The sequence below is a fragment of the Pseudomonas sp. Fl4BN1 genome (assembly GCF_009908285.1).
Lineage (GTDB): Bacteria > Pseudomonadota > Gammaproteobacteria > Pseudomonadales > Pseudomonadaceae > Aquipseudomonas.
In genome coordinates, this window is sequence record NZ_JAAARM010000008.1 from 73410 (window position 1) to 88444 (window position 15035).

At 63.7% G+C, this 15035-nt stretch carries 14 protein-coding genes; 5 read left to right on the forward strand and 9 right to left on the reverse strand.

Translation table 11 applies throughout. The annotated features are described in order from the left end of the window. Positions 1-45: 45 nt before the first annotated feature. Complete coding sequence (locus GV818_RS11380) at positions 46-4329, reverse strand: DEAD/DEAH box helicase (RefSeq protein ID WP_161776593.1); 4284 nt, start codon at positions 4327-4329, stop codon at positions 46-48. 307 nt (positions 4330-4636) lie between these two features. On the opposite strand from GV818_RS11380, the gene GV818_RS11385 reads away from it, so the two are divergent. Then, positions 4637-5521, forward strand: coding sequence for a sugar nucleotide-binding protein (locus GV818_RS11385; protein WP_161756599.1), 885 nt, complete (start codon positions 4637-4639; stop codon positions 5519-5521). Further along, positions 5514-6443 (forward strand): NAD-dependent epimerase/dehydratase family protein, encoded by a 930-nt coding sequence (locus GV818_RS11390; RefSeq protein WP_161776594.1) that lies wholly within the window; start codon positions 5514-5516, stop codon positions 6441-6443. The genes GV818_RS11385 and GV818_RS11390 overlap by 8 nt, the downstream gene beginning before the upstream one ends. A gap of 60 nt (positions 6444-6503) precedes the next feature. Here GV818_RS11390 and GV818_RS11395 read toward each other — a convergent pair whose 3' ends face one another. The 5 genes from GV818_RS11395 to GV818_RS11415 form a co-directional block, all read right to left on the reverse strand. Continuing rightward, positions 6504-7202 (reverse strand): OmpW/AlkL family protein, encoded by a 699-nt coding sequence (locus GV818_RS11395; protein WP_161756597.1) that lies wholly within the window; start codon positions 7200-7202, stop codon positions 6504-6506. A gap of 223 nt (positions 7203-7425) precedes the next feature. Continuing rightward, on the reverse strand, positions 7426-7947 hold the full coding sequence (locus GV818_RS11400; RefSeq protein WP_178124867.1) for a DUF3299 domain-containing protein: 522 nt from the start codon (positions 7945-7947) through the stop codon (positions 7426-7428). 25 nt (positions 7948-7972) lie between these two features. Then, positions 7973-9238, reverse strand: coding sequence for an ABC transporter permease (locus GV818_RS11405; protein ID WP_161756595.1), 1266 nt, complete (start codon positions 9236-9238; stop codon positions 7973-7975). A gap of 1 nt (position 9239) precedes the next feature. Beyond that, positions 9240-9950 carry an ABC transporter ATP-binding protein gene (locus GV818_RS11410; RefSeq protein WP_161756594.1) on the reverse strand — a complete coding sequence of 237 codons (711 nt, stop codon included), beginning with the start codon at positions 9948-9950 and terminating at the stop codon, positions 9240-9242. Positions 9951-10014: 64 nt separating this feature from the next. After that, positions 10015-10626: a DUF2796 domain-containing protein gene (locus GV818_RS11415; protein ID WP_161776595.1), complete on the reverse strand. Its 612-nt coding sequence runs from the start codon at positions 10624-10626 to the stop codon at positions 10015-10017. A 135-nt stretch (positions 10627-10761) separates the two neighbouring features. On the opposite strand from GV818_RS11415, the gene GV818_RS11420 reads away from it, so the two are divergent. Beyond that, the gene (locus GV818_RS11420) at positions 10762-11103 is read left to right on the forward strand and encodes a hypothetical protein (protein ID WP_161756592.1); all 342 of its coding nucleotides are present in this window, start codon (positions 10762-10764) and stop codon (positions 11101-11103) included. Positions 11104-11195: 92 nt separating this feature from the next. Here the strand turns inward: GV818_RS11420 and trxA are convergent, their stop codons facing one another. From trxA to GV818_RS11435, 3 genes are all read right to left on the reverse strand, one after another. Continuing rightward, complete coding sequence (gene trxA / locus GV818_RS11425) at positions 11196-12068, reverse strand: thioredoxin (protein WP_161756591.1); 873 nt, start codon at positions 12066-12068, stop codon at positions 11196-11198. A gap of 78 nt (positions 12069-12146) precedes the next feature. Next, positions 12147-12836 (reverse strand): class I SAM-dependent methyltransferase, encoded by a 690-nt coding sequence (locus tag GV818_RS11430; protein WP_161776596.1) that lies wholly within the window; start codon positions 12834-12836, stop codon positions 12147-12149. Further along, the gene (locus GV818_RS11435; RefSeq protein WP_161756589.1) at positions 12833-13291 is read right to left on the reverse strand and encodes a hypothetical protein; all 459 of its coding nucleotides are present in this window, start codon (positions 13289-13291) and stop codon (positions 12833-12835) included. The genes GV818_RS11430 and GV818_RS11435 overlap by 4 nt, the downstream gene beginning before the upstream one ends. A 129-nt stretch (positions 13292-13420) precedes the next feature. On the opposite strand from GV818_RS11435, the gene nrdR reads away from it, so the two are divergent. After that, complete coding sequence (gene nrdR, locus GV818_RS11440) at positions 13421-13885, forward strand: transcriptional regulator NrdR (protein WP_019095943.1); 465 nt, start codon at positions 13421-13423, stop codon at positions 13883-13885. Beyond that, the gene (gene ribD, locus GV818_RS11445; RefSeq protein WP_161776597.1) at positions 13882-15015 is read left to right on the forward strand and encodes a bifunctional diaminohydroxyphosphoribosylaminopyrimidine deaminase/5-amino-6-(5-phosphoribosylamino)uracil reductase RibD; all 1134 of its coding nucleotides are present in this window, start codon (positions 13882-13884) and stop codon (positions 15013-15015) included. The genes nrdR and ribD overlap by 4 nt, the downstream gene beginning before the upstream one ends. Positions 15016-15035 lie beyond the last annotated feature (20 nt).

Genomic DNA, 15035 nt, shown 5'->3' on the forward strand with positions numbered 1-15035 from the left:
TCCCGTCCTTGGGCGGCGGCGAGAGCCAGGAATCAATGCATGGGCTTAGCGCTGTACCAGCTTGTTGCGCAGGGCCTGGGCGTCCTGTGCTTCCAGCTCGACCCAGAAGTGTTGGGCGCCGGCGATATCGGCGGCGGCCGGTAGACCGTCGCGATACACCAGGCGGTTGCCACTCAGCGCCGGCACCTTGGGGCCGGGCAACAGGGTGCCCGCCAGGTTCAGCGGGTCCACGCCGCAGACTGCGATCAGGCTGCCGTCATGGGGGCGGCGACGGACTTCGCGCAGCACTGGGATGGCTTCCGGCAAGGCGAATTGCTCACCGGCCAGGCCGCTGACAAAACGTCCGCCACGGATCTCGCCGCGCGCTTCCAGGCGATGGAAAGTGCGTAGCAGTTCGCGCCAGCTGGGTAGCCAATCTGCCTCGCGTTCCAGCAAGCGCCAGAAGACCACGCCGTAGCGCCGCAGCAGCGTCCTGGCCACATGCTCCAGAGTGGCCGCCGAGTCCTGGTTCGATGAACGACGCAGTAAAGCCCAGCGGCCGGCATCGTCCATGCCGCCGACAAAGGCTCCGCGTCCCCGTCGGCTGCTGCGGTTCTGGCGTTTGCTCGCCGGGGTGATCAAGGCCCGCAGCCCGGCGAAGCTGTCAGCGTTCACCTGTCCAGCGCCCACCAACTCTTGCAGCACGCTCTCCAGTTCGCTGCGCAGCAGATGAGTCTCATGCAGCAGCTCATCGAAAAACAGCGCGCCCTGCTGGCTCAGCACCGCGTGGACTTTCTGTGCCTTGGGTGACCGCTCATGGCTGGCGGTGGGGCTGGGCAAGCCACTCCAGAGTGCTACTTGGGCGCGTGGCAGCAATACGATCGGGGTACTGCGCAAAGCATTGCTGGTGGTCTTGCCGCTGTTGATGCGGCTCCAGGCCACTTTGCCGCTGCGGCACAACTCGTCCAGCCAATTTGCCGAGTAGTCCTTCAACCGTGACGGCAGCAAGTCGCTGTCCCAGGCTGCAGCGGCGGCCGGATAGCCTTCAAACTGCTGGACCACTTCGGCCAGCATGGCGCTGCCCTGACCCTGGGTGCGTGGGGACAGGTGCTGCCAGTCGAACAGAAACCGCATGAAGTCCTGCAGCGCCACGGGCTCGATCTCCCGACGCAGGCGTTTTACCGTGTAGCGATGAATCCGCGCCAGCAGGTGTCGTTCGCACCATTGTTCCTCTAGGCTGCCCGGGCTGAAACGGCCGCGCAGCACATAGCCTTCAGTCTCAAGCTGGACCAGGGCCTGGCTGACCTGTCCGTGAGGCAGCGCCAGGGGCGCGGCGATCTGCGCCAGGGTCAGGGGCGCAAAACCACTGAGTCGGGCGCGAATCACCTCCACCAGCGCAGGCTCCGTGTCCCAGGCTTGATCGAAACCGGGCACCGCTTGCAGTGCAGGCTGCAAGGAGGCCTGGGGGTACAGCGCGCGCAGGCAGTTGATGCGCTCCAGCGCCAGCCACAAGCCACCCTCGGTCCCGGTCTGCAAGCGGCAGGCACGGCCATTTGCTGCCAGGGTTTGCAGCCACTGCGGCCAATGGGCATTGGCCTGGGCTTCCACCTCGCTGATACAGGCCAGGCTCATCAACGCCTCGTGCATCTCATCGCTATTGGCTGGGCTGGGCCAGGCCTCTTCGGCCACTGCAGCAATGGCGCCGGCATCCAGGGCACCGAGGTTGCCCGTGGCTTGCGGATCGCTCCAGCGTCGGGCCAGTACCGCCTGGGTACGACGTTCCTCCAGGGGCGCATCGTCGAGAAAGGTGTAGGGTTTGGCGCTGAGAATCTCCGCCGCCAGCGGCGAGGGGGCCGGCAGGTCGCAGCTGAGCAGGCGCACCTGGCCCTGTTCCATGCGCCGTAGCAGATTCAACCAGCCGTCGCTGTCCATGGCCTCGTGCAAGCAGTCATCGAGGGTTTGCTGCACCAGCGGGTGGTCGGGGATCTCGCGCTCGCCGGCGAGGTTTTCCAGGCAGGCGATCTGGTCAGGGAACACGCTGGCGATCAGGTCCTGGCTTTTCATCCGCTGGATCTGCGGTGCCACTTTGCGTCCGCTGCTGTAGCGCGGCAGGGCCAGGGCAACGCCGGCGTTCCAGCGCCAGCGCACGCCGAACAACGGGGCATCCAGCAGGGCTTGGATAAGGATGTGTTCGGCGCTGTTGCTGTGCAGGTAGTGCCAGACGTCGTCCAGAGCAAAGCTGTGGCTGGTGGACAGCGACAGGACAATCGCGTCTTCGCCGGCGGCGGCCTGCAATTCGAAATTGAAGGTGCGGCAGAAACGCTTGCGCAGCGCCAGGCCCCAAGCGCGGTTGATACGGCTGCCGAAGGGGCTGTGGAGCACCAGTTGGGTGCCGCCGGACTCGTCAAAGAAACGCTCCATGATCAGCGTGTCCTGGGACGGTAGTGCGCCCAGGGCCAGGCGCGCTGGGGCCAGGTAATCCACCAATTGTTCGGCGCTGGAGCGGTTCAGGCCAAGCTCCCTGTGCAACCAGTCGATGGCGCCTTGCAGCTGGCCCGGGGTCGCGCCCAGCAGGGCGTCCAGTTGGGCCAGCAGACGCGCCACGGCGCTGGACAATTCGGCGCTGCGCCCCGGGGCCTCGCCGAGCCAGAAGGGAATGTTCGGCGGCTGGCCCTGGGCGTCCTCGACCCGCACCTTGCCAGTCTCCACCTGCAGGATGCGATAGGAGGTGTTGCCCAACTGGAACACGTCGCCGGCGATGCTCTCGACGGCGAAGTCTTCGTTGACGCTGCCGATGTTCAGGCCCTGGGGTTCCAGCAAAACGCTGTAGTCGGCGTTGTCGGGAATGGTCCCGCCGCTGGTGACCGCGGTCAGCTTTGCGCCCCGGCGCCCGCGTAGGGTGCGGGTCAGGGCATCACGGTGCAGATAGGCGCTGCGCAGTCCCTGGCGGCCATTGAAACCTTCGGCGAGCATGTGCAGCAGGGCCTGATACTGCCCCTGGTCCAGGTCGGCATAAGGCGTGGCTCGGCGCAGCATTTCCAGCAATGCCGCTTCTGGCCATTCCTGACAGCTGACTTCGGCGACGATCTGCTGGGCCAGTACATCCAGTGGTGCGTGCGGGATCAGCAGGCTGTCGAGCTCTCCCCGGCGCACGCAGTCCAGCAGGGCCGCGCATTCGATCAGGTCGTCGCGGGTCAGTGCGAACAAGCGGCCTTTCGGCGTGCCGCCGACCTGGTGGCCGGAGCGGCCGACGCGTTGCAAAAAGGCCGAGATCGAGCGTGGCGAACCGATCTGGCACACCAGGTCGACATCGCCGATATCGATCCCCAGCTCCAGGGAGGCGGTGGCGATCAGTACTTGCAGGTCCCCGGCCTTGAGCCGTTGTTCGGCCTCCAGGCGCTGCTCCTTGGCCAGGCTGCCGTGGTGCGCGGCCACGGCCTGCTTGCCCAGGCGCTCGCTCAGGTGCCGGGCCAGCCGTTCGGCCAAGCGTCGGGTGTTGACGAATATCAGCGTAGTGCGGTGTTCCTGGGCGAGAGTGGCAAGGCGTTCATACACCCGCTCCCAGACGTCATTGGCCATCACTGCCGACAGCGGCACCGGCGGCACCTCGATGTCCAGGTCGCGGGGCCGGGCATGGCCGATATCGATGATTTCGCAGGGGCGTCCCTGACCCACCAGAAAGCGCGACACGGCATCGATGGGTTTCTGCGTGGCCGACAGGCCGATGCGCAGCAAGGGCTCTGAACATAAGGCCTGCAAACGCTCCAGGCTCAGGGCCAGGTGGCTGCCGCGCTTGCTCCCGGCCAGCGCGTGGATCTCGTCGACGATCACACTGCGTGTGCTGGACAGCATCTTGCGGCCGGAATCCGAACCCAGCAGCACATAGAGAGATTCCGGGGTGGTGACGAGGATCTGCGGCGCGCACTTGCGCATGGCGTTGCGGTCTTTCTGCGGGGTATCGCCGGTGCGCACTGCGGTGCGGATGCACAGCTGCGGCAAACCCATCAGGCGCAACTGCTCGGTGATGCCGGCCAACGGGTCTTGCAGGTTGATCTGGATATCGTTGCTCAGGGCCTTGAGCGGCGAGACGTACACCACCAGGGTTGCGTCCGGCAGTTGGCCGCCTTCGGCCAGGCCCTGGCGTACCAGGTCGTCGATCACCGCAAGAAAGGCGGTCAGGGTCTTGCCCGAACCGGTGGGCGCGGCGATCAGGGTCGAGTGGCGCTGGGCGATCAACGGCCAGGCGCGAGCCTGGGCCGTGGTCACGGAGGCAAAGGTGCGTTTGAACCAGGCGCTGACAGCGGGATGAAAACCGTCCAGTACCGGGTTCGTGGATTCGGCAAGGTTCATGGATGAATTTATGCGGCCGAGCACAACAACTTGCAAGCACCGCACCCGGTAGCCGCCGCTGCAGTCTGCGATGGACCGTTCGGCCTGATAGGCGCTCTGAGGCCCTTGAAGGCCCAGCGGTCCTTATTGCCGCTTGCGGCAGAGGCTACAATCGGCGGGGATGGCACAAGGTCGCAGCGGTACTTTCTCAGTGACGGTTGCGCGACAAACCCGCAAAATGCAACGATTCTGGCAATTCTCGACGGTCGACCCCACGGGATCGACCGATCCAAACCATCGTTCTGAACAGATTGGGCCTGCTGACTTTATGCGAATGCGCCTTATGTTACTGGGCGGCGGAAATGCCCTTGGGCAGGCGCTGATTCGCCTGGGTGCGGAGGAAGACATCGGTTTCCTCGCCCCGCGTCCGCCGCAAGACGGCTGGGACGCTGCGAGCCTCACGCAACTGCTTGATGACACCCGCCCGGATGCCGTGATCAACCTGGCTTACTACTTCGACTGGTTTCAGGCGGAGACGGTGAGCGAGGAGCGCCTGAGCGGTCAGGAGCGGGCCGTCGAGCGTCTGGCAGAGCTTTGCCAGCATCACAACATCATTCTGCTGCAGCCTTCGAGCTATCGGGTATTCGACGGCTCTCGGGCTACTGCCTACAGCGAGAAAGACGAACCGGTGCCCCTGGGGCTGCGCGGCCAGGCGCTGTGGCGGATCGAGCAGAGCGTTCGCGCGACCTGCCCGCAGCATGTGTTGCTGCGTTTCGGCTGGCTGCTGGATGACAGTGCCGAAGGTATTCTCGGGCGCTTCCTGACACGCGCCGAATCCCCGGGGGAATTGCTCATGGCGGATGACCGTCGGGGCAATCCGACCCCGGTGGATGACGCCGCGCGGGTGATTATCTCGGTGCTCAAGCAACTCGATTGCGCGGCGCCATTGTGGGGTACTTACCACTACGCAGGTCAGGAGGCGACCACGCCACTGGCCCTGGGGCAGGCGGTGCTCACTGAGGCGCGGCAATTGCACCCGCTGGCCATCGAGGCACCTACCGCCCAGGCCCATGCGGCCTGCGCCGATGCCGCCGAAGAACCGCAGCACGCGGTGCTGGCCTGCAAGAAGATCCTTCACACCTTCGGGATCAAGCCGCGCGCCTGGCGCGCTGCGCTCCCGGCCTTACTGGATAGGTTTTATCGTCATGGCTGATGGCCCTGTATTGATCACCGGTGGTGCCGGTTTTATTGGTTCGCACCTGACTGATGCCTTGCTTGCCAAGGGATATACGGTGCGGGTGCTGGACGATTTGTCCACCGGCAAACCGAGCAACCTGTCACTGGATAATCCACGGGTGGAGTTGATCGAGGGCAATGTTGCCGACGCGGCCCTGGTGAGCCGAGCCATGCAGGGTTGTCAGGCTGTGGCGCACCTGGCGGCGGTGGCTTCGGTGCAGGCTTCGGTGGACGATCCTGTACAGACTCACCAGAGCAACTTCATCGGCACCCTCAATGTCTGCGAGGCCATGCGCGAGCACGGCATCAAGCGGGTATTGTTCGCCTCCAGCGCAGCGGTCTATGGCAACAACGGCGAAGGCGAGTCCATCGACGAGGACACCCCCAAGGCACCGTTGACGCCTTACGCGTCGGACAAGTTGGCGAGTGAGTATTATTTTGATTTCTACCGGCGCCAGCATGGATTGGAACCGGCGACTTTTCGTTTCTTCAACATCTTCGGCCCGCGCCAGGATCCGTCTTCGCCGTATTCCGGGGTCATCAGTATCTTCAGCGAGCGGGCTCTGCAAGGTCTGCCCATTACCGTATTCGGCGATGGCGAGCAGACCCGGGATTTCGTCTATGTTGGCGATCTGGTGGAGGTGTTGGTGCAGGCTCTTGAAGCGCCGCAACTGGAAGTCGGAGCGGTCAACGTCGGCCTGAACCAGGCCACCACGCTCAAGCAGATGCTCGCGGCGCTGGCCGAGGTGGTCGGTGAGCTGCCGCCTATCAGCTACGGTCCGGCCCGTGCCGGTGATATTCGCCATTCGCGGGCTGCCAACCAGCGGCTGCTGCAGCGCTTTACCTTCCCCAAGCCCACGCCGATGAGCATCGGGCTGGGCCGTTTGCTCGGGCGTTGAGGTTTATCGCGGACATGCAAAAGGCGCCTTGAGAGGCGCCTTTTTTTGTCGCTGGCGGGCTTAGAACTTGTAGCCCAGGCCAACCATGTAGACCATCGGATCGACGTCGACATTGACCTTGGCACGAGTGCCGGCGGCCAGTGCGTTGTTGTCCACATAAGCACGGGTATCGATATCGATGTAGCGTGCCTGGGCGTTGATCATGATGTTGTCGGTCAGCATGTAGTCGGCACCGATCTGCCAGGCCAGGCCCCAGGAGTTCTTGGCGCGGAAGTTGTCGAAACCTTCGGATTGGGCGCGGCTGCCGACGTGCTCGTCGTAGATCCAGGTGTAGTTGATACCGGCACCGACATAGGGTTGGAACGCCGACTTGTGATCCAGCGGGTAGTACACCACGCTCAGGGTCGGTGGCAGGTGCTTGAGGGTACCCAGCTTGCCGTTGGCCGGAGCCAGGGAAGTGTCGCGGATCTTCACGTCATGTTCGAACGGGGTCGCGGCCAGCAGTTCGATACCGATGTTGTTGGTCACCATGTAAGCGAAGTTCAAACCCAGCTGGGTGTCGCTGCTCATGGTCGCCTTGCCGCCCAGGTTGGCGCCGGCCAGCGGGCCGCTGTCGACCTTGACGTCGGAGCTGTTGGCTTTCGGATTGACGGTGATCGCACCGGCGCGAACGATGATGTCACCGGCTTCGTGGGCGTTGGCAAGCGGGGCGGCGAGTGCGAGCGCGATCAGGGAGGCGCTAAGCAGAGACTTGTGCATGGGAGCTCCAAAGGACGATTCAGATTGGCTATGTCCAATGGTAAGGATCGTCAAGTTGACTGCCTTGACTCAGCTCAATGAAATGGCAAACCCCGGATGCAGTGCTGAACTATTCTTTTGCCCCGCACTCTTTTGCTGTTCGTTTCCTTCGCTGGCAAGCCGGCTCCTACACATGCCTTGCTCAGTACCGGCTTGCCGCTGAAAAGATCGATGTGGTCCGCGCTTATTCCTGCAATTCGTAGACGTAGATCTTCTGCGCCGTCATCTGGTAACCGGCATCCGCCAGTTCACTGCTGGAGGGTTTGACCTGCATGTCGCCCTCGATCCAGTAGGGCTGGTACAGCTCATCGAGTTTCACTCCGACTTTGCTGGTGACATGGACGATCTGGTTCGACGGTGGTGGCGGCACGTGAATGCAGGCGCCGAAGTAAGGCACCAGCAGGAAGTCCGTGGTGCGGCCTTCCTCATTCACCTCAAGGGGCACGATGTAGCCCGGGAGGCGCACCGACTTGCCGTCGAGACTCTTCACCACCGGTGCATTGGGCAGATCCTGCTTGGCAGCAGGTGCCGATTCCGCGGACAACGCGTTGCTCATTTGCGACAGGTCGTGCAGGGGCTTCATGTCCGGTACTTCCGGTGGCGCATCCGCCGGGATCATTTCCGACCAGGTCAGGTCCTTGGGGGGCCCAGCCGCCCACAGCGGTGTGGCGATCAGCAGCGACAGGGCAAGCAGGGAGCGCAGCAGGCGTTGGGTCTTCATAAACCGTTGCTCATAAACGAATCGACAGGCCATCGGCCAGGGATTGCCGGTAGGCGCGCCAGGCCGGCACGCTGCCCATCAGCAGCGCGGCGATCAGGATACCGCCCAGCAGCGTCCACTCATACTGGCTGGGCCAGGACAGTGGCAGGTACAGGCCATAAGCCGACTGCACGTAGCCCTGGGCCAGGGCGATGCCCAGGTACAGGAGGCCCAGCCCGGCCAGGACCCCGAACAACGCCAGGGCAAATGCCTCCAGCACCAGCAGGGTTGCGATATGCCAGGGGCGTGCCCCCACCGAGCGCAGGATGGCCATCTCCCGGCGGCGTTCGTTGAGGCTGGTGAGGATCGCGGTGAGCATGCCGATCAGGCCGGTCAGGACCACAAACAACGAGACCACGAACAAGGCTTTCTCGGCGGTACCCATCAGGCTCCAGAGTTCCTGCAGGGCGACTCCGGGAAGGATCGCGAGCATTGGTTCGCCACGGAACTCGTTGATCTCCCGTTGCAGGGCAAAGGTCGAGATCTTGCTGTTGAGACCGAGCATGAACGCGGTGATCGCCTGGGGCGTCAGGTCCATGTTGCGTGCCTGGTCGGCGCTGATGCGCCCATCGCCACGGGCCGGCACGCCGTTGTGCCAGTCGATGTGGATCGCCTCCATGCCGCCGAGGCTGATGTGCAGGGTGCGGTCCACCGGCGTGCCGGTACGCTTGAGGATGCCGACCACGGTGAAGGGTTTGTCGTCGTGCTTGACCAGGCTGATGGCCGCTACGCCATGGGCCAGCACCAACTGGTCTCCCAGTTTGTAATGCAAGGCGTCGGCGACTTCGGCCCCCAGCACCACTTCAAAAGGGTCTGTGGCAAAAGCCCGACCTACGGCCAGTTGCAGATTCTGCTGATGGCCGTACTGGTAGTGCTGGAAGTAAGCGTCGGTGGTGCCCATGACCCGGTAGCCGCGATGGGAGTCGCCCAGGGAAATCGGGATTGCCCACTTCACTTTCGGGTTGTTGGCGAAGTGTTCGAAGCTGTCCCAGCGAATGTTGTTGGTGGCGTTGCCAATCCGAAACACCGAGTACAGCAGCAGGTTTACCGAGCCGGAGCGGGCACCGACGATCAGGTCGGTACCGCTGATGGTACTGGCGAAACTGGCCCGGGCCTCGGTGCGCACCCGCTCCACCGCCAGCAGCAGGCAGACCGAGAGGGCGATGGCGAAGGCCGTGAGAATGGCGGTGAAGCGGCGGTTAGCCAGGCTGGCCATGGCTAGACGGAACAGATACATCTCAGACCTCTGCGGGCATGGCGGCGCGATTGAGTTCGGCCAGCGACAGGTTGCGATCGAACAGCGGTGCCAGGCTCTGGTCGTGACTGACGAACAGCAGGCTGGCCCCGGCTTCGCGGCATTCGGCGAAGAGCAACTGGAGGAAGGCTTCCCGAGCGTCGTAGTCCAGCGCCGAGGTGGGTTCGTCGGCGATCACCAACTCGGGTTGACCGATTAAGGCCCTGGCCGCAGCGACTCGTTGCTGCTGGCCGATGGACAGCGAATCAGCGCGACGGCTGAGCAGGTCCGGATCTTTCAGGCCCAGGTGAGCCAGCAAGGTGGCGGCGGCCTGGTCGACGCTGCCGTGGCGCTGAGCTGCGCGGCTGGCCCGCAACTTGGAGAAGTGGCAGGGCAGCTCGACGTTTTCCCGTACCGAGAGAAATGGCAGCAGATTGAACTGCTGGAAGATGTAGCCGGTGTGATCCACACGAAAGCGGTCACGGGCCCCTGCGGACAGTTCGGTCAGCTCCTGGCCCAGCAGGCGGATGCTGCCGTGGTTGGGCTTTTGCACGCCGCCCAACAGGCCCAGCAGGGTGGTCTTGCCGCTGCCGCTGGGGCCTTTGAGAAATAGTGTTTCGCCGGCTTCCAGACGGAAGGCCGGGATGTCCAGCAACTGTGGATGACCGGGCCAGCTGAAGCCCAGTTCGGACAGTTCGATAAGTGCTTGGGTCATGTTGGGCCGATCATGAAATGAGTTTTGCAGCTGCGGCCGAAGGCGGCAGCTACAGGGGCAGCGGTCAGAACTTCAGAGTAGCGGCCTGGGCCGTGGCCTCGACGCCTTGCTGGCCACTTGGCGAAATAAGTTGTACCTGAATTTTCACGGTGGCGGGGAAGGTCTTGAAGATCTGGCTCAGGTCGAGGGTTTTCAGAACGTCCGGCTTGGCGCAGGTGAGCTGGTAGTGGGCGTGGATCTCACTGTGTTCGTGGTGATGTTCATGGCCGTCGGCGGCTTTGGCATCTGCGTCGTGGTCATCATCGTCGTCGTGTTCATTGGCATCAGGTTTGTCGCCGAACAGCGGGCTTTGCAGTTCCTGCTTGGCGACTACGCAACCGGCCGCCTTGGGCAGGCTGAACAGTACCAGGGGTTGCTCCAGCTGAGCGCGGGCCGCTGCGACCTTGGCCTTGTCGGTATCGGTGCTGGGGGCGTGCTCGAAGCCCACCAGGTTCATCGCCGGGCTTTCCAGCTCCAGCTCCAGAGCCAGGCCATCGAGCACTGCGTTCAAGCGTCCGACACCATGTTCGTGAGCGCCGAGGCTGCCGTGCTCATGTTCGTGATCATGGACCTCGGCCGCCTGGGCAATGGCCAGCGGCAGCAGGGCAAACGGCAAGGCGAGTAGCAGACGACGCATGGCAAGTCTCCAGGGGCGAAGATGAAATAAATGTTATGTGATCTTATAACAATCGGTTGCGGAGTTTGCCCCTCCGCTTGGCGTTGTGCAAGACGCGTGGGAGCATGCTCGTCAGAAATATTCAGGAGCATAGCGATGTTGCGGATTCGTGGAAGCATCGGTGACTGGCCGGTGGACTTGACCCTGGAACTGGATGAGGGCGATTGGGCACAGCTGGGTGCGCAATTGCAGGCGGCGAAGCCTGAAAGCGTTGTGGCGGCGGCCAAGCCGGTGAATCAGGACGATGCCCTGTGGCAGATCACCAAGGACCTGCTGCGCAAGGCTGGGCAGCTCAGCGGGCCGGAACTGCTGGAACAATTGGAAGGGCTGACCGGCAGCGCGGCGGCGGGTAAGCGCCTGCTGGTGCGCCTGCGCCACTGCGCTGAGGTCAAGGTGGTGAGTGGCGCCGATACGCCGATCTACAGCTGGGTGCAATGACCCTGTAGGAGCCAGCTTGCTGGCGAAAGGGCTCTGTCTGTCAGAACGCATTCGCTGGCAAGCCAGCTCCTACACAAGCCAGCACATCCGGCTCAGTACAGCGCGGCGAACAGTTTACGGCGATACGCGGTCACCAGCGGGTGATCGTTGCCCAGCAAGTCGAAGACTTGCAGCAGGGTCTTGTGGGCGACCCCTTCGTTATAGCTGCGGTTGCGCATGAACAGCTTGAGCAGGGCTTCCAGCGCCGCTTCGTACTGCTGGCGGGCCAGTTGCTGGATTGCCAATTGATACGCCGCTTCGTCGTCCAGCGGATCCTTGGCCAGGCGGGTCTTGAGATCAGCGGCATCCGGTAAGTCGGCGGCCTGCTTGAGGAAAGTGATCTGCGCCTTGGCACCGGCCAGCGCGGCTTTGTGTTCATCGCTCTTGACGGCGTCGAGCACGGTCTGAGCTTCATCCAGTTCGCCGCGTTCGGCCAGGCAGCGAGCATAGAGGATCAGCGCCTTGGCGTTGCTGTTGTCTTCGCCCAGCAGCACTTTGAGGAGCGTTTCTGCGTCACTGATACGTCCGTCGTTGAACAAGGCTTCGGCCTGCTCCAGCGGATCGGCGGCGGGTGGTGGCGGCATCTGCACATGGGGTTCGAGCATGGCGCGCACTGCGGATTCCGGTTGTGCACCGGCAAAGCCGTCCACCGGTTGGCCGTCCTTGAACAGCACCACGGTAGGCAGGCTGCGGATACCGAAGCGGGCGACGATGTCCGGCTCGATGTCGCAGTTGACCTTGGCCAGCAGCAACTCACCCTGATAGCTCTCGGCAATCTGTTGCAGCATCGGCATCAAGGCTTTGCAGGGCGCACACCACTCGGCCCAGAAGTCCACCAGGACCGGCTTGTGGAAGGAGTTCTCGATGACCGACTGGTCGAAATCAGCGGTGCGGGCGTCGAAGATGTACGGCGTGTCCTGACTCATGGGGTATCTCGAATAAGCGGGAATGGTTCCACTATAAAGGGTGTACGGGGGCAATCGCCATCGTCGGCAAGCTAGCGCCTACAGGGTTTCTACCGACGCCGGTTGGTGGTCATTTGGTCGTTGCGCGTGATACAGGCTTACGTTGCGAAACTCCCAGGGCTCGGCCAGGTCCGGCAGGGTAAAGGCCTTGAGCATTTCCAGGCGCTGATACAGCGGGTGCCTGAAGTCCCTGACTCGGGAGTCTGCGACCAGGGCGGCGTGGCCACGGCTGAGGAATTGGTCCAGCAGCGGCAGGTTGGCTCGGTCATACAGCACGTCCGCCACCAGGATCAGGTCGAAGCGATCGGCCTCGGCGAAGAAGTCCGTGGAATAGCTCAGTTCCACGCCATTGAGTTCGGCATTGGCCCGGCAGGCGGCAATGGCCAGGGGATCGAGGTCGCAGGCCACGACTTCCAGAGCGCCGGCCTTGGCCGCGGCAATCGCCGCTACTCCGGAGCCGGCACCGAAGTCCAGCACCCGCTTGCCTTGCACCCACAGCGGGTGCTCGGCCAGGTAGCGAGCCAGAGCCAGGCCGCTGGCCCAGCAAAAACTCCAGTAGGGCGGCTCGTGAAGGATGCGTCGGGTTTCTTCCGGGGTGAAGGCGCGGTCCATATTCTCGGCATCGATCAGCCAGAGTTTGAGCGTGGTATCCGGCAGCTCGCAGGCCACCAGTTGCGCGTCCCCCAGCAGCTCGCTGAGGGCGTCTTGCAGGTCGAACAGTACCTTCATGGGGCTTTGACGAATTGCAGTTGCCCCAGGGCCTGGGTGGTGGGCTGGCCGATACGCTGTGCCGGCAGATGCAGGATCAACTGGCCTGACTGGCTGGCACGGCCACGCAACTCGACCCGGGCGCCCTCAGGGAAGGCCTCGGGGGCAAAGCGCAGACGAAAGGGCAGGGCCTGGTTGGTACCGGTCAGGTTGCTGCTGGCCAACAGGCGCTGCGGGCGACCGCGTTCATCAATCACCAGCAGCGCCAGTTCGACGTCAGCGCCGGCCGGAACGCCATCGAGGGTGCCGCTCAGCTCGCGCTGGTAGGCCGGCAAAGGGCCAAGGTCGGCGGGTTCCTGGTTTTTTTTCTGCGTTTGTTGCGAGGAGGGGGAAGGTGCCGCAGGTTTCGGGGCATCGCTGCTGCAAGCGACCAGCAGGCTGACAAGACTGAGCAAAACGAGCGGTCTGAGCGGCATCTGAAGCTCCAACAAGGCGAAATTCCATGTGCGAAACATAATAGTCGGTCTGTATACCGTAAAGGCTATGGCTTGTCTTGCCAGTGGGATGCGCTACCATGGCCCTCCCTTTTTTTGTTGCCTGCCACCATGCACTGTCCCTTCTGCGGTGCCAACGACACCAAGGTCATCGACTCGCGTCTGGTCGCCGAGGGCGAACAGGTGCGCCGCCGGCGTGAATGCCTGGCCTGTGGTGAACGTTTCACCACCTTCGAAACTGCCGAACTGGTGATGCCGCGCCTGATCAAGACTGACGGCAGCCGTCAGCCCTTCGACGAAGAAAAATTGCGCGCCGGTATGCAGCGCGCCCTGGAAAAACGCCCGGTGAGTGTCGAGCGTCTGGAGGCGGCGCTGGTGCATATCAAGCACAAGCTGCGGGCCACCGGCGAGCGCGAAGTCAAATCCCTGGTCGTGGGTGAGCTGGTGATGACCGAGCTGCAGAAGCTCGATGAAGTCGCCTATATCCGTTTCGCTTCGGTCTATCGACGTTTCCAGGACCTCAACGAATTCCGCGAAGAGATCGACCGTCTCGCCCGCGAGCCGGCCAAGCAATGAGCCTGTCCCCGGAGCAGGCGGTACTCGACGCGCACTACATGGCCCGTGCCCTGGAACTGGCGCGCAAGGGGTGGTACAGCACCCATCCCAATCCCCGTGTCGGTTGCGTCATCGTGCGCGACGGCCAGGTGGTAGGCGAAGGCTGGCATGTGCGGGCCGGTGAGCCCCACGCCGAAGTGCATGCCCTGCGAGCCGCGGGGGAGCAGGCCCGTGGCGCCACGGCCTATGTGACGCTGGAGCCCTGCAGTCATCACGGGCGTACCCCGCCTTGCGCCGATGCCTTGGTCAATGCCGGGGTGGCGCGGGTGGTCGCGGCCATGCAGGACCCGAACCCGGAAGTTGCCGGCCGCGGTTTGCAGCGCCTGGCCCAGGCTGGCATCGCGACCCACAGTGGCGTGCTGGAAGGTGAGGCCCGGGCGATCAACCAGGGCTTCCTGAAGCGCATGGAACACGGCCTGCCTTATGTGCGGGTCAAGCTGGCGATGAGTCTCGACGGTCGTACGGCCATGGCCAGTGGCGAGAGCCAATGGATCACCGGACCTGCCGCGCGTTCCGCGGTGCAGCGCCTGCGGGCGGAGTCCTCCGTGGTGTTGACCGGTGCCGACACGGTGCTGGCGGATGGCGCTCGGCTGAACGTGCGCGCTGCCGAGCTGGGCCTGGACCCTGAGCAAACGGCTCTGGCCATGAGTCGGCCGCCGTTGCGAGTGTTGATCGATGGCCGCTTGCGAGTGCCCCTCGACGCGCCGTTCTTCAAGGCCGGCCCGGCCCTGGTGGCCACCTGCGCAGCGGTGGAGGAGCAGTATGCCAACGGTCCGGAGTGCCTGATCGTGCCTGGCCCCGATGGCCAGGTCGACCTGCGTTGCTTGCTGTTGGAACTGGCCGCCCGTGGCGTCAACGAGGTGCTGGTGGAAGCCGGCCCGCGGCTGGCCGGAGCCTTTGCCCAACAGGGACTGGTGGACGAGTACCAGATCTTCATCGCCGGCAAGTTCCTCGGTTCCTCGGCGCGTCCGCTGCTGGACTGGCCATTGGCGCAAATGCGTGAGGCGCCGTTGCTCAAGATCATTGAAATGCGTGCGGTGGGCGATGACTGGCGAGTCACTGCCATCCCGGCCCCGCCAGCGAGCGTATAATTCCCGACTTTCGCCTACCC

Coding starts and splice junctions, on each gene's coding strand:
- GV818_RS11415 (WP_161776595.1), bottom strand. CDS start 10,626: ATGCGTCGTCTGCTACTCGCCTTGCCGTTTGCCCTGCTGCCGCTGGCC.
- GV818_RS11385 (WP_161756599.1), top strand. CDS start 4,637: ATGCGAATGCGCCTTATGTTACTGGGCGGCGGAAATGCCCTTGGGCAG.
- GV818_RS11420 (WP_161756592.1), top strand. CDS start 10,762: ATGTTGCGGATTCGTGGAAGCATCGGTGACTGGCCGGTGGACTTGACC.
- GV818_RS11390 (WP_161776594.1), top strand. CDS start 5,514: ATGGCTGATGGCCCTGTATTGATCACCGGTGGTGCCGGTTTTATTGGT.
- GV818_RS11395 (WP_161756597.1), bottom strand. CDS start 7,202: ATGCACAAGTCTCTGCTTAGCGCCTCCCTGATCGCGCTCGCACTCGCC.
- trxA (WP_161756591.1), bottom strand. CDS start 12,068: ATGAGTCAGGACACGCCGTACATCTTCGACGCCCGCACCGCTGATTTC.
- GV818_RS11380 (WP_161776593.1), bottom strand. CDS start 4,329: ATGAACCTTGCCGAATCCACGAACCCGGTACTGGACGGTTTTCATCCC.
- GV818_RS11430 (WP_161776596.1), bottom strand. CDS start 12,836: ATGAAGGTACTGTTCGACCTGCAAGACGCCCTCAGCGAGCTGCTGGGG.
- GV818_RS11405 (WP_161756595.1), bottom strand. CDS start 9,238: ATGTATCTGTTCCGTCTAGCCATGGCCAGCCTGGCTAACCGCCGCTTC.
- GV818_RS11435 (WP_161756589.1), bottom strand. CDS start 13,291: ATGCCGCTCAGACCGCTCGTTTTGCTCAGTCTTGTCAGCCTGCTGGTC.
- ribD (WP_161776597.1), top strand. CDS start 13,882: ATGAGCCTGTCCCCGGAGCAGGCGGTACTCGACGCGCACTACATGGCC.
- GV818_RS11410 (WP_161756594.1), bottom strand. CDS start 9,950: ATGACCCAAGCACTTATCGAACTGTCCGAACTGGGCTTCAGCTGGCCC.
- nrdR (WP_019095943.1), top strand. CDS start 13,421: ATGCACTGTCCCTTCTGCGGTGCCAACGACACCAAGGTCATCGACTCG.